The 24,158-nt window shown below is 32.9% G+C and carries 22 protein-coding genes and 1 pseudogene; 2 read left to right on the forward strand and 21 right to left on the reverse strand.

All coding sequences use genetic code 11. The annotated features are described in order from the left end of the window. Positions 1 to 356: 356 nt before the first annotated feature. Entirely contained in the window at positions 357 to 2,180 is a 1,824-nt protein-coding gene (typA, locus tag CLOLE_RS14275; RefSeq protein WP_127067229.1) for a translational GTPase TypA, read from the reverse strand. Positions 2,181 to 2,485: 305 nt separating this feature from the next. On the opposite strand from typA, the gene CLOLE_RS14280 reads away from it, so the two are divergent. Beyond that, positions 2,486 to 3,310, forward strand: coding sequence for an AraC family transcriptional regulator (locus CLOLE_RS14280; protein WP_013657840.1), 825 nt, complete (start codon positions 2,486 to 2,488; stop codon positions 3,308 to 3,310). 90 nt (positions 3,311 to 3,400) lie between these two features. Here CLOLE_RS14280 and CLOLE_RS14285 read toward each other — a convergent pair whose 3' ends face one another. The 4 genes from CLOLE_RS14285 to CLOLE_RS21980 all read right to left on the reverse strand — a co-directional run bounded on the left by CLOLE_RS14285 (position 3,401) and on the right by CLOLE_RS21980 (position 8,822). After that, on the reverse strand, positions 3,401 to 3,574 hold the full coding sequence (locus tag CLOLE_RS14285; RefSeq protein WP_013657841.1) for a DUF362 domain-containing protein: 174 nt from the start codon (positions 3,572 to 3,574) through the stop codon (positions 3,401 to 3,403). Between the two features lie 228 nt (positions 3,575 to 3,802). After that, positions 3,803 to 5,272, reverse strand: a complete 1,470-nt coding sequence (locus CLOLE_RS14290; RefSeq protein WP_013657842.1) for a cellulase family glycosylhydrolase — start codon at positions 5,270 to 5,272, stop codon at positions 3,803 to 3,805. A 78-nt stretch (positions 5,273 to 5,350) separates the two neighbouring features. Continuing rightward, positions 5,351 to 7,360, reverse strand: coding sequence for an endo-1,4-beta-xylanase (locus CLOLE_RS22535; RefSeq protein WP_013657843.1), 2,010 nt, complete (start codon positions 7,358 to 7,360; stop codon positions 5,351 to 5,353). Positions 7,361 to 7,400: 40 nt separating this feature from the next. Beyond that, a complete protein-coding gene (locus CLOLE_RS21980) occupies positions 7,401 to 8,822 on the reverse strand; it encodes an alpha/beta hydrolase-fold protein (protein ID WP_013657844.1) in 1,422 nt (473 codons plus the stop codon). Positions 8,823 to 9,385: 563 nt separating this feature from the next. On the opposite strand from CLOLE_RS21980, the gene CLOLE_RS22540 reads away from it, so the two are divergent. Next, a protein-coding gene (locus CLOLE_RS22540) for an IS3 family transposase (protein ID WP_242825746.1) occupies positions 9,386 to 10,806 on the forward strand; the annotation gives its coding sequence in 2 pieces (ribosomal slippage) (positions 9,386 to 9,872 and positions 9,872 to 10,806; 1,422 coding nt in all). A gap of 91 nt (positions 10,807 to 10,897) precedes the next feature. On the opposite strand, the gene CLOLE_RS14320 is transcribed toward CLOLE_RS22540, so the two are convergent. The 16 genes and pseudogenes from CLOLE_RS14320 to CLOLE_RS14385 form a co-directional block, all read right to left on the reverse strand. After that, the gene (locus tag CLOLE_RS14320; protein ID WP_013657846.1) at positions 10,898 to 13,135 is read right to left on the reverse strand and encodes a type IA DNA topoisomerase; all 2,238 of its coding nucleotides are present in this window, start codon (positions 13,133 to 13,135) and stop codon (positions 10,898 to 10,900) included. A gap of 202 nt (positions 13,136 to 13,337) precedes the next feature. Further along, entirely contained in the window at positions 13,338 to 13,694 is a 357-nt protein-coding gene (locus CLOLE_RS14325) for a hypothetical protein (RefSeq protein WP_013657847.1), read from the reverse strand. A gap of 358 nt (positions 13,695 to 14,052) precedes the next feature. Then, on the reverse strand, positions 14,053 to 14,679 hold the full coding sequence (locus CLOLE_RS14330; protein ID WP_013657848.1) for a CatA-like O-acetyltransferase: 627 nt from the start codon (positions 14,677 to 14,679) through the stop codon (positions 14,053 to 14,055). A gap of 132 nt (positions 14,680 to 14,811) precedes the next feature. After that, complete coding sequence (locus CLOLE_RS14335; RefSeq protein ID WP_041713812.1) at positions 14,812 to 15,228, reverse strand: pyridoxamine 5'-phosphate oxidase family protein; 417 nt, start codon at positions 15,226 to 15,228, stop codon at positions 14,812 to 14,814. A 144-nt stretch (positions 15,229 to 15,372) separates the two neighbouring features. After that, a complete protein-coding gene (locus CLOLE_RS23270) occupies positions 15,373 to 15,564 on the reverse strand; it encodes a hypothetical protein (RefSeq protein WP_013657850.1) in 192 nt (63 codons plus the stop codon). A 61-nt stretch (positions 15,565 to 15,625) separates the two neighbouring features. Then, positions 15,626 to 16,216: a hypothetical protein gene (locus CLOLE_RS14345; RefSeq protein WP_013657851.1), complete on the reverse strand. Its 591-nt coding sequence runs from the start codon at positions 16,214 to 16,216 to the stop codon at positions 15,626 to 15,628. 287 nt (positions 16,217 to 16,503) lie between these two features. After that, the gene (locus CLOLE_RS14350) at positions 16,504 to 17,103 is read right to left on the reverse strand and encodes a hypothetical protein (protein WP_013657852.1); all 600 of its coding nucleotides are present in this window, start codon (positions 17,101 to 17,103) and stop codon (positions 16,504 to 16,506) included. Between the two features lie 109 nt (positions 17,104 to 17,212). Next, complete coding sequence (locus CLOLE_RS21985) at positions 17,213 to 18,295, reverse strand: acyltransferase family protein (protein ID WP_013657853.1); 1,083 nt, start codon at positions 18,293 to 18,295, stop codon at positions 17,213 to 17,215. A gap of 383 nt (positions 18,296 to 18,678) precedes the next feature. Continuing rightward, positions 18,679 to 18,975: a YciI family protein gene (locus tag CLOLE_RS14360; RefSeq protein WP_013657854.1), complete on the reverse strand. Its 297-nt coding sequence runs from the start codon at positions 18,973 to 18,975 to the stop codon at positions 18,679 to 18,681. Positions 18,976 to 19,218: 243 nt separating this feature from the next. After that, a complete protein-coding gene (locus tag CLOLE_RS14365; RefSeq protein WP_013657855.1) occupies positions 19,219 to 19,593 on the reverse strand; it encodes a DUF2500 domain-containing protein in 375 nt (124 codons plus the stop codon). A gap of 163 nt (positions 19,594 to 19,756) precedes the next feature. Continuing rightward, positions 19,757 to 19,921: pseudogene (locus tag CLOLE_RS23100) on the reverse strand (hypothetical protein); the annotation flags it as partial. Positions 19,922 to 20,080: 159 nt separating this feature from the next. Further along, positions 20,081 to 20,251, reverse strand: coding sequence for a hypothetical protein (locus CLOLE_RS23105; RefSeq protein ID WP_013657856.1), 171 nt, complete (start codon positions 20,249 to 20,251; stop codon positions 20,081 to 20,083). A gap of 4 nt (positions 20,252 to 20,255) precedes the next feature. After that, positions 20,256 to 20,741, reverse strand: coding sequence for a GNAT family N-acetyltransferase (locus CLOLE_RS14370; protein WP_013657857.1), 486 nt, complete (start codon positions 20,739 to 20,741; stop codon positions 20,256 to 20,258). A 392-nt stretch (positions 20,742 to 21,133) separates the two neighbouring features. Further along, positions 21,134 to 21,298: a hypothetical protein gene (locus CLOLE_RS14375; protein WP_013657858.1), complete on the reverse strand. Its 165-nt coding sequence runs from the start codon at positions 21,296 to 21,298 to the stop codon at positions 21,134 to 21,136. Positions 21,299 to 22,273: 975 nt separating this feature from the next. Next, positions 22,274 to 23,185 carry a homoserine O-acetyltransferase MetA gene (metA, locus tag CLOLE_RS14380; protein WP_013657859.1) on the reverse strand — a complete coding sequence of 304 codons (912 nt, stop codon included), beginning with the start codon at positions 23,183 to 23,185 and terminating at the stop codon, positions 22,274 to 22,276. A gap of 27 nt (positions 23,186 to 23,212) precedes the next feature. Then, positions 23,213 to 23,995, reverse strand: a complete 783-nt coding sequence (locus tag CLOLE_RS14385) for a GTP pyrophosphokinase (RefSeq protein ID WP_013657860.1) — start codon at positions 23,993 to 23,995, stop codon at positions 23,213 to 23,215. Positions 23,996 to 24,158: the final 163 nt, after the last annotated feature.

Genomic DNA, 24,158 nt, shown 5'->3' on the forward strand with positions numbered 1-24,158 from the left:
CTAATTGAATATTTATTCATCAACTTAATTTTTATTCGTTTTACATTTCCTACTACCATTATAAGGCACATCTTTTATTATTTGAAATACATATTCTTCATAGGATGTATAACCTATGGTTATACCAACACCTTTTATCTAGATTCGTTCTCAAAACTTAAGATTCATTTAAGAATAAACATTTATATGAAATAGCAAAAAGAGAAAATAATAAAATTGCTGAACAAAATGATTTAATTGCTTCTTCTTATTCTGCCACCCACATTGATGCGCTAGTCTAATAGAATCAATCAAAATAAGACGTCACAAAAGCCGTTTAGTATATTTAAAATATATACCAAACGGCTTTCTCATTACTATTTTTTGCTTCTTGCTGCTCTTGTTCTTTCACCTTCATCAAGAATCTTCTTACGAAGTCTGATTGCATCTGGTGTTACTTCTACTAATTCATCATCTTCAATAAATTCTAGCGCTTCTTCAAGTGTGAAGAGTCTTGGTGGTGATAAACGAATGGCATCATCTGCACCTGATGAACGTGTATTAGTCATTTTTTTGTTTTTACATGGGTTAACTGTCATGTCTTCACGACGGTTATTTTGTCCGATAATCATACCAGAGTAAACATCTACACCTGGTTTTACGAAAAGTGTTCCTCGATCTTCTAATGAGTTAAGCGCATATCCCATAGTTGTCCCTTGTTCTTGTGCAATAAGAGCCCCATTTGCTCTTCTTGGTAATTCTCCTACGTATTCTGTATAGCCTTCAATACGTCTTACCATGGTTGCTTCACCTCTTGAATCAGTGATAAGCTCACTTCTAAATCCAAGAAGGGCACGAGTTGTACAAAGGTACTCAATACGAATATGGCCATTTTCTGGCTCCATACTTTGCATCATACCTTTACGAAGGTTCAGTTTACTAATAACTGTACCTGAATACTCATCTGGTACTGAAATCACAACACGTTCTACTGGCTCTACTAAGGTACCATTTTCGTCTTTGTGCATAATAACCTCTGGCTTAGATACGCCAAGTTCGTAGCCTTCACGTCTCATGTTTTCAATAAGAACAGATAAGTGAAGTTCTCCACGTCCTGATACACGGTAGCCATCTGTTGTATCCATAGGTTCAACTTTAAGACCTACATTAATTTCTGTTTCTTTTTCAAGACGATCTTTGATATGTCTAGTTGTAACAAATTTACCACTTTGACCAGCAAAAGGAGAATTGTTTACAAGGAAGTTCATAGAAAGTGTAGGTTCTTCTATATGAATTGGTGTCATAGGATCTACTTTACCAATTTCACCAATAGTCTCACCAATTGAAATATCTGTGATACCAGCAATAACAACGATATCTCCACTAGTTGCTTCTGGCACTGCCACTTGTTTAAGACCTTGGTATACCATCACTTTTGATACTTTAGCTGTTCTGATTTTACCATCGTTATCAGCAATCTCCACTGTTTGGCCTTCTTTTACTTTACCTTTATAAATACGTCCAATACCAAGACGTCCTACGAAGTTGTCATAAGAAAGGGCACTGATTTGTAATTGAAGTGGTGCTTCATCATCTTTTGGATATTCTCCAACACGTTCAACGATTGTTTCAAGAAGAGGTTTAATATCTTGTCCTTCTTCTTCAAGTTCATATTGCATAATACCTTGTTTACCAATTCCATAAAGAATAGGGAAATCAAGTTGTTCATCATTAGCTTGAAGATCTACGAACAAGTCAAAAGTCATATCCACAACTTCTTCCGCTCTATGATTTGGTTTATCTATTTTATTAATAACAAGAATAGGTTTAAGTCCTAATTCTAATGATTTTTGAAGAACGAAACGTGTTTGTGGCATTGGCCCTTCAATAGAATCTACTAAAAGAATAACCGTATCTACTGTACGAATAACACGTTCTACCTCTGAAGAGAAGTCACTATGTCCTGGTGTATCTACGATATTAATTTTATAATCTCCGTACATAATGGAACAGTTTTTAGAATAAATAGTAATACCTCTTTCTCTCTCAAGGTCATTACTATCCATAATACAATCTACATGTTCCTCATTGGCTCTAAAAACACCACTTTGATTTAAAAAGGCATCTACTAAGGTAGATTTACCTGCATCAACGTGGGCAATAACTGCTATATTGATAATCTTCATATCACTCATCGTCATTTCTCGCTTTCCGTAATTTCTCACAATGATATATTGTAGCACAGCTTTCGGCATGATACAACATTTAATATTAGTAAGCCACATCTAAAGCTTATTTATACTGTCGAAACTCGCTAAAATTTAGCATAGCACACTTCTCTTTGAAAACCTATTCTCACATTTCACCATATCTACCTAAATTCTCTCTTACAATTAGTAATTTTAAACAAAATCCTCTTTATTATTATTATTGTTTCGTTAAAAAATATTTCTATTTTATCTAAACTATTATATAATATATAGAATGAATAAGAAGGAGGTCTATTATGACTCAAGAAATTCTCTATGTCTGTGAAGAAATTCACCCTACTATTACAAAAAAATTTTTGCAGTCTCCTGTTCATGTTCATGATCATCCAGAACTTTCTATTATCTTAAGTGGTGAAGCTGTTTATTCCATTAAAGATAAAACATATATTATACGTAAAGGTGAACTAGTACTTTTTAATCCTAATGTTTCCCATAGTGTTTATTTATCACCTCAAACGCAATATAAGGATTTACATATTGGCTATAGCAAGCTCACAGAAAGTGTTATGGACTATTTTGAAAAAACAGGAAATGATTTCATTATTTTAAAGCTCAGTAGCGAGAAAAAATATTTTTATTCTCTTTGCGAAGAACTTTTACAAGAATATCGCCTAAGAAAAAAAGACTGTCGTACTATGATTCACGCCTTAGCAACCCAGCTTCTCGTACTTATTTATCGTGAACTTGTAAAAGAAGGCGTGGCCCCTTCTGAGCATTTATGCAATATGGGATATCCTGACAAACGTAAGGTAGTCGAATTCATTACTCATTATATTAATGAAAACTATATGAATGAAATTTCCTTAGACATGTTTGCTAAAGATATGTATTTAAGCCAAGTTTATATTTCTAAAATCTTTAAAGAAGAAACTGGTAGTTCTCCTATTAACTATCTGATTAAAACAAGACTCTCTAAGGCCAAAGAATTATTAGAAGAGCAAGACCTTCCTATTAAAGTAGTATCGGGTCAGGTGGGTTATGAAGATGCTTATCACTTTAGTAAGCTCTTTAAAAAATATTATGGGTATGCCCCATCTGCATTAAAGCGTCATAAAAATTAGCATGAATATAAATAAAAAGCGACTCTTATCATTAACTGATAAGAGTCGCTTTTTATTTATATTCATTTCACTTATTGATGCTCGTTTAGATTATGCTTCTGGATTTGGAGCTCCTACTGGACAAACACCTGCACATGCACCACATTCAATACATTCATCAGCATTGATTACGTAAATGCTATCTCCTTCAGAAATACAGCTTACTGGACATTCAGCAGCACATGCACCACAACTAATACAATCTTCATTAATAATATATGCCATAACTTTTACCTCCCAATATGTTTAAAGTTACTTCAAATTTATGATACTATTATTGTGATAGCCTGTCAAGATTTTACCTGTGATTAAATATACCCTTTATGCAATTTTAACAATATTGTTAAATAAACTCCATTTTCCAGTTAAAGCATGGAGTTTCTTCATTTTTAATACCTCTTCTTACCTATTTAATTAATTTCATATGTTCCTAAAATCACCATTTATTATCAGCTACTTAAGTGTTTGCCCTGTAACAGTTACTTGAGCTGGGCCACTTCCAAGGTTACAACCAAAAGTATAGCTTTCTCCTGCTGCTAAATGAGGCTGCCAATCTGGATTAGCAATGGTGTACGTATTCCCTACTTGGCTTACAAGTGTTGCACTCCAAAGTGATGTAATAGGACGATCTAAGGTAAAGGTACAAGTCCATCCATTTAATGCTTTTCCTGTTAAATTCGTCACTGTAATATTAGCTGTTGCTCCTGAAGTCCAATCTGATACGATTTGCACTTTAATCATATCACCTGCTTGTGGTGTCTCAGGAGTTGTAGGTGTTTCTGTTCCACCTCCAGGTACTGCTGAACCTGCATATTTAATAACAGCGTCTGCCACACTCTTTCTCGTCCAGCTACATGAATTACGATCTAATAAGCCAAAAGATTCTCCATCATTTTTATGATAGTTATTATCCCACCATACACATTTGATACCATATTGAGTTGCAAGACTTACATAGTCTTTTACCCATTTTACTACTTCACTTTCATTATTCTTATGTACTGCACCAAATTCTGTGATGATAACTGTTACCCCTTTACTTATAAGTGAGGTATTTAGATTATTCATGAGATATTCTATATCAGATTTTCCTGAGCCGTCCCAAGTCGTACGGGCCCAACTTGGGTTACCTTCTGGCCTAAATGTAAAGCCATATGGCGTATAAGCATGAATGGCAACCATAATGTTTTTATCACTAGGAATTTTAAAACCAGAAAGACCATTTGGATCTCCATTATTGCCATAAGGACAGATAATAAGACATCTTTTTGCATTATTGCCCCCCGTTTTTCGTACTGCATCAATAAATGCTTGATTTAAAACATTAACGGCAGCTCTACCATCTGCATCCCCACCACTCCATTCATTACTACTTCCAACAATCCTTGGTTCATTCATGCCTTCAAAAAGTAAGTGATCTCCATAGGCTTTGAATCTTTCTGCAATTTGAGTCCAAATAGCTACCAGTTGTTTCTGAGAAGCATCAAGCGTTGCTGATTGAGGTTTTAACCAAGATGTTTCATGATGTGTATCAAGTAGCACATACATGCCATCTGCCATAGCATAGTCCACCACTTCTTGTACACGATTCATCCAAGCTGTATCTATCGTGTAGTTAGGTGCACTTCCTACATGTTCTCCCCATGAAACAGGAATTCTAATCGTATTAAATCCTTCATTTTTTACAGCATCAATCATGGCTTTGGTTGTTTTAGGATTTCCCCAATAAGTTTCATTATTTAATGAATAAGTACCATATGCATCTAATGAGTTTCCTAAGTTCCATCCTGCTGTCATTTCTTTTGCAATTGCAGCAGGCGTAATGTCCCTCATTGTTCCACGTACATCAGCTGCAGAAACAGCCGTTCCTCCACCTACCAGCAAACATAGGCCCATAAATATACTTAACAACTTCTTTTTCATTTTTTTGCCTCCTTCTGCCATTTCATTTTACTTGTAATCTTCTTTATTGCTTCGTCATTCCTTTGTTTCTTATCCTGCTTATTTTAAAGAAGCATTGGTAGCTGTTACAGTTGCTGGACCACTGCCAAGGTTACAGCCAAAAGTATAGCTTTCTCCTGCTGCTAAATTAGGCTGCCAATCTGGATTAGCAATCGTATAGGTATTACCTACTTGGTTTACAAGTGTTGCACTCCAAAGTGATGCAATAGGACGATCTAAGGTAAAGGTACATGTCCATCCATTTAATGCTTTTCCTGTTAAATTCGTCACTGTAATATTAGCTGTTGCTCCTGAAGTCCAATCTGATACAATTTGTACTTTAATCATATCACCTGTTTGTGGCACTTCTGGTTCAGTTGGTGTTTCTGGCGTACTTCCACCCGGGGCTGAGCAAGATTCAAATAGCCATGTTTGATTGGTAGCACCATAGTAAGCATAAGCCTGAACATTAGCACCATCTGTTGTAGCTTTATTAGATACATCTAATCCTCTAATATCAGTTGTACATTTTAAAACAATACCGTAAACGCCACTTTGTGATGTAGGCAATACTTTAAATAATTGCGCACTTGTATTATTGGCTTCATAGGTTTGGATGTTAGTACCATTTTCATCTTTGCCATAGGCAACATCTAACATATAGCCATTACCATTTTTAAGTGTCACATAACCCTCACCCTTGTTGACAAGTTGCCATTTTTGTCCTGCAACGCCTGAGCCTGTACCAATTTCTACGTTTTGGCCATTTGCACCTACATTATCTTTTACCTGAAGGTATTTTTGTGCATTCACATTTTTAATGTAATACCAGCCATCCTTTAATGTGGCATAATTTGAATTTGGAGTTGGTGTTGGAGTTGGTGTTGGTGTTGGGTTAACTTGGCTTCCTGAATCTGTATAAGCTTTAAGCACAGAATAGTAAGATGCTTTTGGTGTTCCACCAACAGTCTTATATAGTAATGGATTGTCTTTTGAAATCCATGAATTACTATCTGCAAGTCCCCAGAAGGTAATACCTGTAATATTAGAACCAGATTTTTTAGCTTTGATTAATTCTGAAAAGAGATTATAGCAATAATCTGCTTGAACCTGATCAGAAGTATTAGCAATATCTAGCTCTGTAATTTGAATTTCAAATCCTGCATTTGTAAACTTCTTTACAGCATCCATGTAATAAGATACACTTGGAAAATTCGTTCCAACATGTGACTGCATACCTACACCATTGCAAATTTTCTTATCACTATTGATGAACTTAACTAATTCAACAATTTTATCAGACACCATATATGTATTGTAATCATTATAGAATAGACTTACAGAATTTGTGAGTCCACGTTCAACAAGTACCTGATTGGCAAATTGAAATGCTTTTTTAACAAAACTTGCTTTTGTATTTACCGGACCATAAATTTGTATCCAACCTGATTTAGAATCTGCATGTAAGTACTCATTAACAACATCCCATGCATAAACAACACTTCCATATTTGCTTGAATAGACATGATTCATATAAGACTTAACATAAAATTCTAAACGTGCATCCATGACTGCTTGACTGACATAGCTACCATTTTTGCTATAACCACTTCTGAAATACCAATCTGGTGTTTGTGCATGCCATACTAAAGTATGTGCACGTAATGCTATACCATTTTCATAACAGGTTTTTAAAACATTATCTACTTGATTAAAATTAAGTTTTGGCACTGTACTTTCTGTATAATTACTTGGGATATAGTATCCTAAGGCCTTAGCTTGTGCTACAGAAATCAAAGTAGGTGACCAATTACTTAAAATATAATCTGGCTTCATTTCATTTCCTATAGTTGTACTATTGTACTCTTTCTTTAAAGCATTAAATGCATTAGCATTATATAACTCATCATAAACAACTGAAGCCCCTATTTTACCAAATAATTGTCCATATGTATTTAAGAGTGTCGTATCAGTTGCTGCTGCATTTACTGCATTACTAGTTCCCATCGTCAATATCATCATCAAGGCTAAAAACAAGGATACTACTTTACTGTGCTTTTTAATAAACATAAAATCCATCTCCTATCGTTTTCATAATATAAATCATCCATTATTTAAATAAATACTGACAAAAATGATAAAGTCCGTTATTCCAAACCCCAAAATTATGATCTCCATTCATGGTGTACCAGAAGTGTTTTACATTATTTTTCACTAGGGTATCATGATAGTAAGTAGGTACTGTACCCACTACACTATCCGTATTACCATTACATATTAAAACTACTTTGGGTACATTAGCACCTTGTGGTATTGTAAATTCACTTTCTCTAAACTGTCCTGGATAATTCAATCCCTTATCTGGAAGTAATCCCGGAGCAGGTGAGAATGCACCTATATACCCAAAGGTATCTAACATAGAAAATCCAATAAACAATGACTCACGTCCACCCATGGATAAACCTGCAATAGCTGTATTTTGAGGACCAGTTTTTATGGAATAATTTTGTGCAATAAAAGGCATTAAATCGCTTCTTAAATCATTAATAAAATTATCAAAGGCCGCAATATTTTCTGCACTTAAAGCATTTGATGGTACTCCATCATTTTTATTTGCACGGATATTAGGAATAACCACAATCATTTCCTGCGCTTTACCACTTTTTATTAAATTACCAATAATATTATTTGCACCACCATATAACCACTCATCTTCAGTCCCTCCTATACCATGTAATAAATAAAGTACAGGATATGTTTTATCCTTTGAATAGTTAACTGGCGTAATAATATTACATTTCCTCATGGTACCTGTGGTTTTAGAATAATAACTTACTTTTTCAAGCTTACCATATAGATTACCTTCTATATATTTGTCAAAATTACTTGGTACATCATAAGGATTAATAGGTACATCATATATATTTCCTTGTGTTGGCTCACTACCTCCTGTCGAAGGTTGTTCCCCTTCCGAAGGATTTTGTTCCTGATAATTAGTGGTACTTATAATATTTCCATCATATAGTATCTCTGCTAAATATGCTGAAAAACCATTTATTTTTGACCAATCTTTATTAGCCATACGTATTGAAATATTCATGCTACCTGTACCTACGCCTAGTGACCCTGTTTCATTCACTTTTAAGGTACACAAATACTTCCCATTCACCTTTTTTATACTCATATCCACTTTTGAAGTTAAGTCACTGTACCAAGGTGCCACATTTAACTGTAAAGCTGCATGATCACACCACATATTCATTTCTTTATCTTGTGACTGATTAAAATAATAACGAATTTCTAATTTAGATAAATCAATGGGTGTTTTAGTTGCATTAACTGTATAAGTTTGATTAATCGTTTCACTTATTGTTGTTGTATTGGCCACATCAATACCTATTTGGGATGAATATATAGCATTCACCGTTTGTACATTATTTGCATTTACTGTTGTTGCTAAAACGTTTCCAACTATATTTGTGGTAGCTAATACAATACTTCCTATAATCCCTATCATTTTCTTCCTGTTCATCTCATACCTCCTATAACTAATAACATCTATATCTATCAGAACTAAGTATCTACCCTCCTTTATCTTTAATAAATTACAGGAATTCCCAACCTGTATCTTTCAAGGTTTTTAGTTCCTATATTTTAAAAATCGCCACCTTTCACTTAAACCTATGGATCAATATCTCCATTTATAGTAAAGTCAGTTGATTGTAATACTATTTTTCAAGCAAAGGCGATTTTTAATATGACCTGTTATTTCTATACTCATAATGTTCTTCAAGATACCTAGGAAAATCTCATTAGATGCTGACAGGTTGTTACCTAACAAATGTCTTATACCAAAACATTTCAAGGTCGAATTAGATTCATCTCCTGCCTAGAGTGTATTTAGATATTCCTTTCTATTACTATAATGTAAAAAAAACATTTAGGATCATAGACTCACAATATGTTTTTTTTTTAGATATAACATGTTGTCATCTATAGTCATTTGACACAAAAAAAGCTACTAATGAAGATCATCATTGTACCGACCCCCAAAAGTTAGACCAAAAATCTAACGATTGGGAGGTCGGTATTTTTATGACAAAACATAGTTTTGAGTTTAAAAAGAAAGTGGTTTTAGAATACCTAAACGGTGAAGGTGGAACACCTTATCTTTCAACAAAGTATGGATTAGGCTCTAATTCACAATTACGCAAATGGATTAATGCATACAAGGAATTCGGAGATGCAGGATTAATGCGTTCAAGAAAAAAAGAATATTACTCTTTTGATTATAAACTTCATGTTGTAGAATTATATTTAACAAGTGAGGTTTCGTATCAAGAATTAGCTATTCAAGAAGGAATTAATAACCCAGCATTGATTTGTAACTGGGTAAATAGATTCCAAGTGGCAGGTCTTGATGCTCTAAGACCTCATAAGAAAGGTCGGAGAAAAACATTGGAAAAGACTAACTCAAAAGATGTCACGCAACTTACAAAAGATTTTACAGTAGATACGAGCATGGAACATGTACGAGAATTAGAAGATGAATTACTTAAACTTCGAATAGAGAATGCCTTTTTAAAAGAACTGAGGAGACTGCGTTTAGAGGACGAAGCAAAAACGAGAGACTTGCTAGGGTCATCAACAGTCTCCGAAGACAATTCAAACTAAAAGACCTTCTCTCGTACAGTCAAATGCCTAAGGCTACATATATGTATTGGCAAAAGCGTTTTAATAAAGAAAATCCAAACAAAGAAATTGAGGATAAGATTTTAGAAATACATAAAAATAATAAGAACTATGGATATAGAAGAATGTGTGGAGAACTTCGGAATCAAGGATATATAGTAAACAAGAAGAAGGTTCAAAGAATTATGCAGAAGTTCAACCTTCAGGTTACATCATTTACTAGAAAAAGTCGAAAATACAGTTCCTACAAAGGCAAAGTTGGAACTGTCGCACCAAATAGAATTAGAAGACGTTTTAACACGAATATACCTCATCAGAAGATAACAACTGACACAACAGAATTTAAATATTATGAGATTGATAATAAGGGTCATATGACTACGCATAAGCTTTATTTAGATCCCTTTATGGATATGTGTAGTGGTGAAATAATGAGCTTTGAAATGGGTAGACAACCATCGGCTCAGAATGTTATGAAGGCTTTAGAAAAAGCAATAGAGATTACTTCTGATTGTCCATATCGTAGAACTTTTCATTCAGATCAAGGGTGGGCTTATCAAATGAAAGCCTATTCAAACAGACTGAAAGAAGAAAAAATATTTCAAAGCATGTCAAGAAAAGGAAACTGTCATGATAATTCAGTAATGGAGAATTTTTTTGGTTTGCTGAAACAAGAAATCTATTATGGTGTTGTGTATTATAGTTATGAGGAATTAAAATCAGCAATAGAACGATATATAAAGTATTACAATGAAAAAAGAATAAAGCAAAAACTAGACTGGCTCAGTCCTGTGCAATACAGAATTAGCCTCTTAGCAGCATAAAAATGCGTAACAGACTTATCAAAAATCTGTTACGCAATAAAAGTCTAACTTTTTGGGGTCACATCACATTTCATTAGTAGCTTTTTTATCATTATATAAATTCTTGTTCCCAGTTAAAGTATCCTGTTTGATCATTTTTAACATATTTAAGATACGCTGCATACGTATTACCATTACGCCCCTTGAGATTACGAAAGCCTACCTTTCCATTTTTAAGTAATAGTTCTACCATTTGACGTGTGACATTCTTCCCTAACATTGTAATATACTTATCATTTTTCCAAATGGTGTACTTACAACCGCTCTTCCAGTTCACGCAACCAAATGCTTTTTCATTTTCTACTACAGCATTCCCACACACAGGACAAACCCCTACTGGCTCCATATTTTTAGGCACTTCAACTTTTGTACCGCTTAATACCCTTGTATCATTTTTAATAGCCTCAACAGCTTCTTCTGTAAAGGCTTTAATCATACTTAAGAATTCATCCTTTTGGAATTTACCCTTTTCAATATCAGATAAGGTTTTCTCCAATCGCCCTGTATATTCAAGGTCAAGTAACTGCTTTGCTGGAAATGTTTCTACAAGAGCTTTTCCTAGGTCTGTACATACTAGACTTTTTCCTTTTGCCCTAATATATTCCGCATCTTTTAGTTTCTTAATGGTTTCTGCACGCGTAGCAGGTGTTCCAATACTAAAACCACTTAGGATACTTGCCATCATCTTGAGGGTATCTTCTTCACTTTCTTCTTTTCCCTCTTCTTTTTCATCTCCCTTAAAGCTTTTTCCACATGTCTCCATCACGCGAAGTAGTGTTTTTTCTGTATGCGCTTTAGGTGGTTTTCTAGTTACTTCAGCCACATTAGCATTTTTCATTTCTACCAGTTCATCCTGTGTCACTTGCGGTAATAAAGTATCCTTGTTTTCCTTGCCTTCTTTGGTGCCTTTAGCTTCAAATTTTTCTACAATACGCCAGCCTTCTACTAGTTGTACTTTTCCTTTTGAAATAAATACACCTTTTAAGCTTTCTTCTGGCACATCAATGATCTTAGTAATCAACTTCGTTTCTTCAAATTCTGCTATAGGCAAGAATTGCATAAGGAAACGATTTTTAACAGCATTATAAACCACCTGTTCATCTGGTGTTAAACTTTTAGGTATGATATAAGTTGGAACAATAGCACTATGGCTTTCTACCTTACTATTATCAAATATACGTTTATGATCTGCAAAACAAATTTGACCTTCATAAGGAAGACCTATTTTAAGTGTATCTAACACCTTTTTGGTTCTTCCCTTTAAACTTTCCTCTAAAGCTAAACTCCCCGTTCTAGGATAAGTAATATATTTCTTTTCATAAAGAGATTGTGCCACCTTTAGCACCTTATCAGAAGTCCAACCTTTATATTTACTTGTAATATACCCTTGCAAATTAGACAAATTAAATAAAAATGGTGCATATTCCTTCTTTTTCTCTACTTGCTTTTCTACAATTTGCGCTGGCTTATTTTTGATAAGTTCTACCATGCTCTCTAAAGTAGCTTTATTGTCGAACTTCTCATTATCTTTGCCTTCCTCATCCTTTTCATAATAAGTTCCTTCAAATACTTCATCTTGGCTCGTTTTAAAATTTGCCAGAAGCTTATAATAAGTAGATGCTTCAAACTGCTCAATTTCTTTATCTCGGTCATAAATAATTTTTAAAGTTGGCAATAATACCCTACCAATATTTAAGATTTTTTTACTGCCCGAGTTATATTTCACTGTTGCAACCGATGTTAGATTAATCCCAATCATCCAGTCTGCCCATTGTCTTCCAATCCCTGCATCTTGAAGTGATTTCATTTCTTCATTAGGCCTTAATTGACTAATGCCCTTTTTCACTTCTTCTGGTGTCCACTCATTTAAAAGTATACGATATATAGGTTTCTTTTCATTAAAATATAAAAATATCTCATCCCCAATAACTTGCCCTTCCCGGTCAAAGTCAGTTGCTGAAATAACACTTTCCACATCTTCTCTATCTATCAGGTCCTTTATAATATTGAGCTGTTTTCTAGCGCCTACATCTTCTATCGCTTTATTCTTGCCATCACTTTTTACTTTATATTTAAATTCCTCAGGAATAAAAGGAAATTTTTCAAGACGCCAGCTTTTCATACTTTCGTCATAGTCTTTTGCGTCATAAAGTTGCAATAAGTGTCCAAAGGCCCATGTAATCAGATAGTCTTCTCCTTCATAATAGCCATCTCTTTTCGTTTTAATATCAAATGCATCTGCTATATTTTTAGCTACTGAAGGTTTTTCTGCAATGATTACCTTTTTCATTATTAACGCTCCTCCTATTAATCTTATGCAACATGTCTACCTAACCTTTCCTATTCGATAAAATAGACACAAGAAGATTCGTTGTGTCTAGGGATAAGTTCATGTAATTGTATTTATTGTAACATATTTCTGTTAAAAATGCATCCCCTGTGAATGAAGGCCTAAAAAGGAGCCATTGCTCACTTGCAACAGCTCCCCCGCCTTACTCTTCTTCTTTTGCTTCTGAAGTTTTTTCTACTGAATCTGTTTTCTCATCCTCAGCATAATTCATAAAATCTTTAATCTTAACATATTCTATGTCATCGTCATCATCTTCATAGATGCTTTCATCAAACTCTTCATAGTTTTCATCTAACTCATCAAAGTCGTCATCAAAGTATTCGTAATGCTCTTCTAAGTCTTTTTCTCTTTTCTTTGCGATCCAAATGACAATAGCTACTAATACAGCGACAACACCAATGGCTACAGCAATCCATGCGCCTTTTTTACGATCGTCTTTTCTCATTAGTTCTCTAACCTCCTCAACTGTTAGTGGGAACTCTTTCCATCTTGTTTTCATAGTCTCAGCTCCTTTTCGTTCCGTATAGAACATTATACCAATTTCTAAGTTTTATAACAATATCAATATCATTTTTCCTATCTCATTATTTTATCTGATTTTATTTAAATTATACAGAATAACTAAGAGATAGCAAGATTTGAATGATATATTAATTCCTACGTTTTTTTATTATATCATAGTTATATAAATTTTTTTAAATTTTTGTTAGGGAATCTCCTCTATACTTACGACGCAACACAAGTAAAATTTACACTGAAATCTCAAGCATAACGAAGCCGCTTTAGATATCCATCTCTTAAAGCGGCTTTTATTATACTCTTTTATATATGCTTTTTCTCTATCTTACATCAATCATTTACATTTCGTTTAAATAGGCTTGTAATTTCTCTGCTAATTTTCCCATATGTACACCGTCAACGAAGGAATGGTGGGCTTGAACAGAGAAAGGTAATCTGTATCTTCCATCTTTTTCATACATCTTCCCCCAATCAAACATAGGTACGGCATTGTATTTTTTTCCAGAATCCGTATGTGAAATATGAGTGAAAGAAATCCAAGGGATTGAAGAAAATTGATAGATATCATTTCCCATAGGACCAGTAAAATATTCTTTTTGATTGTCATTTACCTTTTTTGCTGCTACTTGAAAAGCTTCCATAGAATCTGTCATTTCAACAACTATATTTTTCATTAATTCTGTCTCTTGATTTAAGTAGGTAAAGGAGGTCTTAATATCTTTATATAACACAACATTGCCATCTTCAAACCGGTATCTGAATTCTTCGATCTCATTTGCTGCTTTGGAAATCATATAAACCATAGCAAAGGTAAAAGACCATTTGTTCGCTTTGATTACTTGGTAAAAATGTGTCACATCCAATTCAAAACTAATATCATATTGGGGATTTGCATATTCTTTAAAAATCTGACAGTGCATAGCCCTTTTCCAATTGCTTAAATCAACTATCTCATAACTACTCATATCATTTTCTCCTATCAGTCACTTTACTTCCTATTATCTCCTGTTTTACCCTCAGGCATATTATAAATATATAAATATTTAACTTGATTAATCAGCTCGAGAAATCATTTCAATATATTCTTTCCTAAGAACTTAAACATTAAAATCCTCAGATTTAAATTGACTATAAAACCTACCACTATGTATAGTTATACGGAGCACACAATAATCTGGGTCTGCCACTCCCTTGGAATAGTACATCGTATCTCCTTCTTGCCATATCATTTCTTTACTTTCTTTATCTTCTAGCACCTCCACTGTCCCTTTTAACATCACCCCTCTAAAGAAACGCTTATCACAGAAATAAAGACAGGCTTTAGGATTACTTTTATATTGTTGAACACGCATAGATGAGGTATTGGTAGAAAAGTAAAACACCTTAATACCTTCTCTTTTCCGAGGTGGTAACATAGCTTTTGTATTTGGAAAGCCTTCCTCATCTACTGAACTAATAAAAGCCACTCCTTGCTTATCAATTAAATTACCTATTGTTTGTTCTGGGTTTCTCATCATCGTATTTTCCTCCTCATTACCTTTTAACTCATTTACTCATATTTCGCTCTCATTTAACAAACATTTTTTAATTATAGCTCTATTATGTTGTGTATATATTCTGAATACCTAGAATGACCTAATCACTAATCTTAGCACAGGCTAGTTTCCTTGAATTAATTTATAAGCATGCTCATAATCATTCCTATGGACATAAATATAGTACATATAGCTAAATTCGCTTCTTTCACCGAAACTACCTTTAACTCCTCTTCCCACGCCTGTAAATTCTGAATTATCATAATTAATAGTTTTATATGTATATCTAATATTATTAGCTACAAATATTATCATTTATATAATTCTATAGCTCTAATAATCATTTTCTCTAATTCTAATATAGTAAGCATTTGTTCTATATTTCTTTAAATGTTAATTTAATAAAAACATTATTATCATTTGCATTTAAAGTCCGTTTTAATTCATCCATATTAATAGGAATACCTAAAGTAACATTATCCCGAGTAGAATCAGCTGAATTAGCTTGATAAATATATATTTCTGTTCCTATTTCTAAATTGATATTACTAGAAAAAAATGATTGTGAGTATTGATCAAGTGTTTCTTCTAACTCATAACTTCCACTAGCGTATGCGCCTTCTTCCCCTATAAGAAATCTTATTTTATCTTCTTGGATGTTTATAGCCAATGTTTTAGTTTCTTCTTTTTTACTAGCATGATCATTCATAAGACTAGTAATAATTTCTTTCTTTATTTCTTCTCCATTCCTGTAAAATTCATAGGTTAATAGAATTTCATAGTCCTTATCTATAGGAAGATTATTTATATGGTAGAATGATGCTTTATTACCAGTAAGATTGAGTAAATACTCCTCTTTCTCTGATAGCTTTTCGTATACCAGTTCTGTATGAGGTGAATTAAGTGATTGACAGCCTCCCAAAAGTACTAAAGTCATCATAATTACTGTAATCTTTATTTTTTGCATTATTAATCTACCTTCCATCAAATTATTTGTTAGTAATCATGCTTAATATACTGACAATTTCAATATCACTCAATGTATTTCCTGAACATTCATTAATATTTAAACACTTATAGTACCAAACCATATTCTTTGTGTAGTATAAATTTAGATGCACTCCTGCTCAGTCTATAATTATCATTAGTAATATAAAATGCGCCACTACAATAAGCTAGTGAATTATTATCTCTCATCCGTCAAAAGGTTTCTTGGTTCCTTAATCTCCTTTTCATATGCTAATTACTTTATCATTATCTTGAAATCTCAAAACGTACCTTAAGAGATTCTAAACCCAGCTCATCTTCTTTTGCTAATCGTATCGTTTCAATGGGCACACCATACTGCTCTATAACTTTTTTCGGGTCTGCCCAACCATTATTAAATTCCTTTTCCGTTAGTCGCCCTATTTCTGTTTCTTTAAATTCAAAATAATAAGTTTCTCCAATAGTCAAGCCTTTAGCACGTTCTTCCCCTATAAAAATAGTAAATGGACCATCTTGAAAACAAGTTACAATGGCCACCTGAGGAGTAGTAAAATCAAGACAATAATCAGGCATAACATCACGTACCGTAGCACTAAATCCTCCCACAACTTTAGTTGGAATGGTTGCTTCTTGATACTCATCAAGAGCTTCTTTTAATGTTGCATTCTCAACTAATAACTGATTATACTGCTCTAAAGTAGTATTATACTTATCTAGATACTTATCAAGTTGAGCTTTCAATTCCTCATTCTGCTCTAATAAATTGTTCTGTTCGCTCTGTGAAATTTCTGCACCAGAGCATCCCACACATCCAAATGCTATCAAACAGGATAACATTATATTTGGTATATATTTTATGTGCCTCATTAACTTCCTCCTTTGTACCTCCATCCATTAATGTATTATCGCAATTATTAGCCCTGTTAATAAACATGGCCTACCCTAGCATATATTAATAAAGTTATCTAAATACCTTTTATACATGAAACATTTTTTCTTTTTCACCAAAAAGAATTCTTATTCCTGGTATTCTTTTAATAACCTCACAGGTAAGTAGAGTCATCACTAATGTTCCTACTACCGATACGAAATATAGAATCATAACAGATTTAGTAACCTTACATAAATAATATTGAAATACTACTAACCACCCAAAGTGAAATATATAAATCATAAAAGATCTAGATGTCATATACCTTGTAATTACATTATTCTGATTAAAACTGCACCTAGCAAGTCCTAAAAACCCCAAAATGCCAAACCATGTAGCACACGCATTACAGATTGTATCTACAATCCCTATTTGATTTCCTTTCCATACAAATGTATAAGTCAAAATCACATCAAACACAAGCATAATAGCCAAATACAAATATCTATATTTAGTCATTCTCTCTAGAACATCTTCCTCTGACAGAACATAATAGCCTATTAAAAACAGAGCTAAATTTCCTCCAATGCTTTTACCTCCAAAATCTAAAATTGGTGTCATGATCAACGGAAAAAACATTAAGATTGGTAAATAAGCCGTCTTAATTTTAGCAAAAGAAAGCTTAGGTAATATCTTTCTCTGCACTGCAATCAGTAATAACGAAATCATTGAAATAATAAATAGAAAAAGCAAAAACCACAAATGTCCAGGGGTTAAACTTCCGTCATATCCGGTTAAATCTGTAACATTTGTTAAAAAAACTTGATAATGCGCAAAAAAACTCCCCGAATAATTATTGTGATACTTGTCTGACATATATGTCATTAGCGCCACCACTGTAAATCCACCTGTAATTAATGGAATTAATAGTTTTTTAACTCTTTCTATCGCGAATTGTCCATAGCTTCTATTTTTCATAGCATATCTCGTACTCATTCCAGCTAGTACAAACAATAGCGGCATATACCATGGGGCTATAAAAATAACAAGTGATGATAATACCTTATTCTCATATAGCCAGATATAATTTCCTTCCCAACCATTCCATGCCATCGCTGCATGAAATGGAATCAAAAAAACAATCCATAACCAACGCAAATTATCAATATAGTACTTTCTATCACTCATTTCTAATTACCCTCCTTAACAGCTATTCTAATTCTTAATGTATCTAATAGTTTCTTAATGTAAAAGAATCCTTTTTATTTTTTCTCTTAAATTCCCTCTAAAACCACTTTATATCCAACAGGCTTTCTAACTACTTCCTCTTTTTTCATAGGTTCACCACACGAGGACATGCTACTGCATTAGGTGAAATATCTCTGTCGCACATGGGACATTTAATTAATGGCATATATCTCCCTTTTATTTTTTATATATTCAGAATTAATTATACTATAATTAGAAAATCGGGTCTACCTTCAAGCAAATAAAAAAGCCTAGAACTATTTAGTCCTAGACTTTAACATTTCTCGTATTACTAAAAGGATTCACTTTTGCTATTTAGCAAATTAACTATTAAACCATTCACTAGGTGATTGATTAAAGTAATGTGGCGCAAACTCTATAACACGGTAATCTTGTATATTAGCAAGCTTAAGTGGCTCAGATGTTAGATAAGCTTCTACCTTTTCAAGAGATTCTGATTTCATAATAAATAGTCCACCACTCATATCATCTTTAAGCCCAGACATTAATATGAGGCCTTCATCCATTGCTTTTTTAGAATATGCCATGTGTTCTTTCATGATATTGTCATTCATTAGTTCTGCATTCTTTATTATACCTTCAACAATAAAGTACTTCATTTTTATCATCCTCCTTTAATCGTATTAGCCTATTTTTCGTAAATAATTAATCTTCTTTATTTTAATCCTCCTTGACTAATATAAACAAGTCATCTTTACATATAAACTAACTTACTCTGTATTTTTACAATTCACTCTTCATAGCTTCTTTCCTACTAACAACTATCTCTAATAATACTAATTATAATCTTACATAAAAATAAGACCAATTCTAAGGTTGCTCAATCTTATGATTCCATATCATTATTGAATTCGTTTAAATCCTAGATAACGTGTTCCTTGAAAAGTAAGTTTTCCTTTGTCTTGTTCAATAAGCATACCATATTCTGTTCCCTGTACCTTTAATTCCATACGGTCACCACTATCAACCTCAAAAGTAATATAATATGTGGTCGACGATGAATTATGCATATTGTCATGATGATGATGGCTAAGATTAGTACGCTTTGCTACAACCACTGCATCCACAGAAAGCACGGGGGAATCGTTATTCTTTTTCCATTGTTTAGCGGAACTTATTAAAGCAAAGATAATAGTTCCAAATACTAATACGAAGACTAAAAATATAAATATAGGAACAATAGTAAACATTGCATTATCAAATGGCGAAAACATCATTAACTTACCTCCGAAACATAGCTCTTTTTATTTAAGTATACACTTTTTTCAATATAAAATCTTTATTTAGTACAATAATTATCTCATGAATAGAATTTTAAACAAAGAACAAGACTACTCCGAAAGTTATCCGTAAAGATATTATCACTCTAATCCTCTCACATTAAATAACCTCTAAATATCCTTTTAGAAAAATGATTCTAAAATTTCTTGTAGTATTATTTTCAGGTAATTCTTCCATTAATAGTAATCGAGCACTATCCATGCTGTTTCTATCACATGCACCAAATATTTTATAATTACATTGTCTTTCTCTAAGCGTCATATGATTTGCACCACTATATTAATATATTATTTATAAACAAAATAACTTTATATTTTTTATTCATAGCATTTCTCCTTTAAACTACCTGACGGTATAAAATAGTATACCATTCCTTTAAATAACCTCTTTGCCTCTTTAGATAAAAAAGAAGGAGGCCTGATTCTATCCAGCCTTACCCCTTAGTTTTGCTTCATATTCAATTCTTGTATCTATTTCATTTTTACTCATATATCCTGTTCTTGTTGGTATGCTCTTTGGTGGACAAGCTATGATATCATCTTCTTTCCATTCTTTTCTGTACTCATTAATAGTATAATAAACTGGAATTTGCATCTCACTACAAAGTTATTTCATATTCAAGATAATCTCCTGAAAATGAAGAATCACCATTATTATCTCTTCTTTGAACGAGCTGAAATCCTACACTTTCATAATTGTGAGGTGCGATTAAATTACTATTTGTTCCCACAATTATTTTTTGGAGATTTTCATATTTCATAATTCTATCAATAGCCTCACTAAGTTGTCTCTTCCCATATCCTCTACCTTTATATTTAGATGCAATGCAGTTATGACCAATTTCCACATACTCTGGCATGTTCCTTGGGTCCCATGAAATATGTCCAATTGGTGTATCCTCTAATACCGTTATAAAACCGTATTTATCAGCAATATTTAAATTATCGAAGAAAAAATTATCAAATTCTATCCAATCTTGTTCAAAGCATTTTCTATACCTATCATCAAATGAATAGCCGTCTAATAACAATTTGTACAGTATTCCTCTATCAAATTCACTTATTTTTTTAAATGCCAGGTTCATATCTAAGACCTCCAAAATTCTAATTTAACTAATTCTATTACATATAAAAATTTTCATTTTAGGCATTTTATGTCTCTTGTTGAGGGCTCGCGGTCTTTAGCATAAGTTTTTATTTTAGTCTAATTAATAAGGGTATTATATTCTCTTGTTTCATTTGCATTAATATCACCGTAGTAAGCATCATCGATAAATATTTTTTATTTTCTTAGGCTATCAGAATATGTATTCTTTCTTGAAATTTTAATCATGCAAATTCACCCATTATATAAATAATCTTTATCAAATAAATTATCTAGTTATTCTACCAAGTGCTATCTTAACAATTAAGTTAAACGCCTATATTACCAATCCATCCTGATACTATCTCTCACCTGCAAGTAATAAATGATGTACTAGCTATTCTTTTTAATATATATCTTCAAGGCCTTAATTCCTAATAGGCACAACCTAATAATAAAAACAACTAACACTAATAGAATAACTGTACTAATTCCTTGTAATAACAAATCCCAAACAAGTGAGTTGTCATACCCTATTACACGCCCTACTTCATCCATATATATTCCTCTTTTCTTTAAGAAACCATTACCCATCTTTTTAGCTCTTATCTCCCTCCTGCAAATTATAAGAGGTTTAAAAGTTATTATTCATTGTTATTAATTATATTAACCTTAAGATTAGGCCTACTACAATTAGTCCGTTCGCAATAAACCACTACCACTCCTTTACACTACTATCTTCAACCTGCAAGTTGCACCCCTGAAAAACACGGGCACATTATCTTCATCAAGCCTCAGCTCTGGATAATCCTTAAACGACTTAAAATGATGTCCTTGAAGGTGTTCAATCGTAAGTATCTTTCACTTGCTCCAACACTTCTCACAATAAGATTGTTCTTTTACTTTTCTATTCCATAGTTTCTGCCAAGCATATGATAAGTAAAATTTGCGTTTCTCAAGTGAAATATTTCTGTTATATAAAGTTTTAGCTGTACAAGTATAGGTTGTGTAATATTATATTACTCTTGTTTCTATATTCTTTGCTTTTAATGCACTAATGCTTTTATACATATAACCGCTTTTTAACTTTATTATATTCTGATTATTTTATATGTTCAACAAAAGCTATTTCCCTTCTTAGTTAAGAAGCTCTAATTGGAAGTGTTAATGACTTAAATTTACCTCGTATTAGCTTTTACTACCTCATTTAACAACTTTACTTTCCTTTGTGTCTTAGTTTCACTTTGTGATACCTACTCATTTCTGCTTTTAAATTAGTAAATTTGGTACGTGGAATGAGGTCTTTTTAAGGCCTTTATGCGGCAAATCTGAAGTTATGAGGCCTTTATAACAAATTGGTGAATAGGGTATTAAGGAAGAAAAATGGCAAAAAAAATAGACCTAAGACATTTCATCTTAGATCTTAATTTACTGAGGTAAATAGCTTCTGTTTATACACCATTTTTTCTTTATTTTAAATGCATTTTTCATAACATCTTAATTGGCTTAATGCCTTGAGCTTCAACCATTCAATTACATTTCATCCAAATTAAATGGTGTTACTTGATATACATAGTAATTTAGCCAATTAGAGAATAAGGTATAAGCATGTGAGCGCCAACGCACCACTACACCTTTTTCCATTTGATCTTCCTTATAATAATGTTTTGGCATTTCAATAGGGAGATTTTTACTTAAATCTCTCTTATATTCCTGTTCTAAAGTAAGTGGGTCATACTCTGCATGACCAGTAATAAAAATATGTTTACCATCTTTAGAAGTAACAACGCCTACCCCTGCTTCTTCGGAATAAAGTAATAACTTAAGTTCCTCGCATTTAGTAATGTCCTCTAGCTTTACTTCACTATGTCTTGAATGGGGAATATATACGTAATCATCTAACCCCTGGAGTAATTTTTCATCCTCTACTTGAGTATGTTCAAATATACCAAATAGCTTTTCATCTAGGGCATATTTAGGAATGCCATAATGATAATACAGGCCTGCTTGAGCTCCCCAACAAATATGGAAAGTAGATGTGACATGCTTTTTACTCCATTCCATCATCTCTGAAAGTTCGCTCCAATAATTGACTTCTTCAAAATCCATCTGTTCTACTGGTGCACCTGTTATAATCATACCATCATAATTAGAGTTTTTAATTTCATCAAAGGTTTTATAAAAGGTCTCTAAATACTCACTAGGTGTATTCTTACTTTCGTGAGAAATTGGCCTTACCAAAGTAATATCTATTTGTAAGGGTGAATTACTTAGTAATCTTAAAAGCTGTACCTCTGTCTCTTGCTTAGTGGGCATAAGATTTAAAATAGCAATTTTAAGCTCCCTAATATCTTGAGAGATTGCTCTTGTTTCATCCATCACAAATATGTCTTCTTTTTGTAGTATTTCTATTGCAGGTAATGTGTTCGGTACCTTAATTGGCAATTTAACTACTCCTCCCCATTTGGCCTTTTAGTTAGTATGAGCTAGACTTTCATTAAACTCCTTGAGTTTACACATATCTCCCTCTTCCCATAAGGTCCAAAATATCTCATAAATTTCATTCATATCTTTTTTATTTTTCTTGGCACCCATTGCCTGAATGGTACTAAAAATATCTCCAATCAAGTTAGATTCTTCTTGGAAGGATTCTTGACATTTAAGTACCTCTTCACGTATCTCTGCCATTTCTTGATCTAGTAAAAAAGCGGCTTCTGCTGCTTTATTAAGTCTTTCTTGAATATTCTTTGGCATATTTTGTTTATATTTATAACGTAAGGAATGTTCAATAGTTGCCCAGAAATTCATAGCTAAAGTACGAATTTGGATTTCTGCAAAAATCCATTTTTCTCCATGCCCCGTCTGGACAGGGTATTTAATAATCATATGATAACTTCTATACCCACTGGATTTAGTATTGGTAATATAATCTCTTTCTTCTACTACCACTAAATCCTTACGATCTCTTGCTTTGATAATATCAATAACCTTATAAATATCCTCTACGAACTGACACATAATACGAATGCCCGCAATATCTTCTATCTTTTCTTCTATTTCCTCAAGAGGAATATTTTTCTTTTGTGCCTTCTCTAATATACTTGAAATCTTTTTAACACGACCTGTTACAAACTCTATAGGAGAGTATTCATCTAGTGCTATAAACTCTTTACGAATACTTTTAAATTTTACTTTTAATTCATCTACAGCTTGATTGTAAGGTAGTAGGACGCGCTTCCAATTCTGCATTTCCATAAGTAATCACTCACCTCCACGTTAAGTCCCCTAATCATCTTATTATATCTAATTCTGCCTACTTCCTCAACTTAAATTGTTCGCCTGTTTTTTCAGATTCTCTACATATTTTAGGGTCTTGTCTCATAAATTGTACTAGTTATCATTTTACTGCCACTCTCCT

This window comes from Cellulosilyticum lentocellum DSM 5427 (genome assembly GCF_000178835.2).
Classification (GTDB): domain Bacteria; phylum Bacillota; class Clostridia; order Lachnospirales; family Cellulosilyticaceae; genus Cellulosilyticum; species Cellulosilyticum lentocellum.

What these genes read in the sequence shown, in the direction of transcription:
- typA (WP_127067229.1), bottom strand. Translation starts at nt 2,180, where the DNA reads ATGACGATGAGTGATATGAAGATTATCAATATAGCAGTTATTGCCCAC.
- CLOLE_RS23105 (WP_013657856.1), bottom strand. Translation starts at nt 20,251, where the DNA reads ATGCAAATTCCAGTTTATTATACTATTAATGAGTACAGAAAAGAATGG.
- CLOLE_RS14325 (WP_013657847.1), bottom strand. Translation starts at nt 13,694, where the DNA reads ATGAAAACAAGATGGAAAGAGTTCCCACTAACAGTTGAGGAGGTTAGA.
- CLOLE_RS14350 (WP_013657852.1), bottom strand. Translation starts at nt 17,103, where the DNA reads ATGAGGCACATAAAATATATACCAAATATAATGTTATCCTGTTTGATA.
- CLOLE_RS14385 (WP_013657860.1), bottom strand. Translation starts at nt 23,995, where the DNA reads ATGGAAATGCAGAATTGGAAGCGCGTCCTACTACCTTACAATCAAGCT.
- CLOLE_RS21980 (WP_013657844.1), bottom strand. Translation starts at nt 8,822, where the DNA reads ATGAACAGGAAGAAAATGATAGGGATTATAGGAAGTATTGTATTAGCT.
- CLOLE_RS14375 (WP_013657858.1), bottom strand. Translation starts at nt 21,298, where the DNA reads ATGGATGAAGTAGGGCGTGTAATAGGGTATGACAACTCACTTGTTTGG.
- CLOLE_RS14320 (WP_013657846.1), bottom strand. Translation starts at nt 13,135, where the DNA reads ATGAAAAAGGTAATCATTGCAGAAAAACCTTCAGTAGCTAAAAATATA.
- CLOLE_RS14370 (WP_013657857.1), bottom strand. Translation starts at nt 20,741, where the DNA reads ATGAACCTGGCATTTAAAAAAATAAGTGAATTTGATAGAGGAATACTG.
- CLOLE_RS14280 (WP_013657840.1), top strand. Translation starts at nt 2,486, where the DNA reads ATGACTCAAGAAATTCTCTATGTCTGTGAAGAAATTCACCCTACTATT.
- CLOLE_RS14330 (WP_013657848.1), bottom strand. Translation starts at nt 14,679, where the DNA reads ATGAGTAGTTATGAGATAGTTGATTTAAGCAATTGGAAAAGGGCTATG.
- CLOLE_RS14290 (WP_013657842.1), bottom strand. Translation starts at nt 5,272, where the DNA reads ATGAAAAAGAAGTTGTTAAGTATATTTATGGGCCTATGTTTGCTGGTA.
- CLOLE_RS14285 (WP_013657841.1), bottom strand. Translation starts at nt 3,574, where the DNA reads ATGGCATATATTATTAATGAAGATTGTATTAGTTGTGGTGCATGTGCT.
- CLOLE_RS23270 (WP_013657850.1), bottom strand. Translation starts at nt 15,564, where the DNA reads ATGATAATATTTGTAGCTAATAATATTAGATATACATATAAAACTATT.
- CLOLE_RS22535 (WP_013657843.1), bottom strand. Translation starts at nt 7,360, where the DNA reads ATGTTTATTAAAAAGCACAGTAAAGTAGTATCCTTGTTTTTAGCCTTG.
- CLOLE_RS14360 (WP_013657854.1), bottom strand. Translation starts at nt 18,975, where the DNA reads ATGAAGTACTTTATTGTTGAAGGTATAATAAAGAATGCAGAACTAATG.
- CLOLE_RS14345 (WP_013657851.1), bottom strand. Translation starts at nt 16,216, where the DNA reads ATGCAAAAAATAAAGATTACAGTAATTATGATGACTTTAGTACTTTTG.
- CLOLE_RS14335 (WP_041713812.1), bottom strand. Translation starts at nt 15,228, where the DNA reads ATGAGAAACCCAGAACAAACAATAGGTAATTTAATTGATAAGCAAGGA.
- CLOLE_RS21985 (WP_013657853.1), bottom strand. Translation starts at nt 18,295, where the DNA reads ATGAGTGATAGAAAGTACTATATTGATAATTTGCGTTGGTTATGGATT.
- CLOLE_RS14365 (WP_013657855.1), bottom strand. Translation starts at nt 19,593, where the DNA reads ATGATGTTTTCGCCATTTGATAATGCAATGTTTACTATTGTTCCTATA.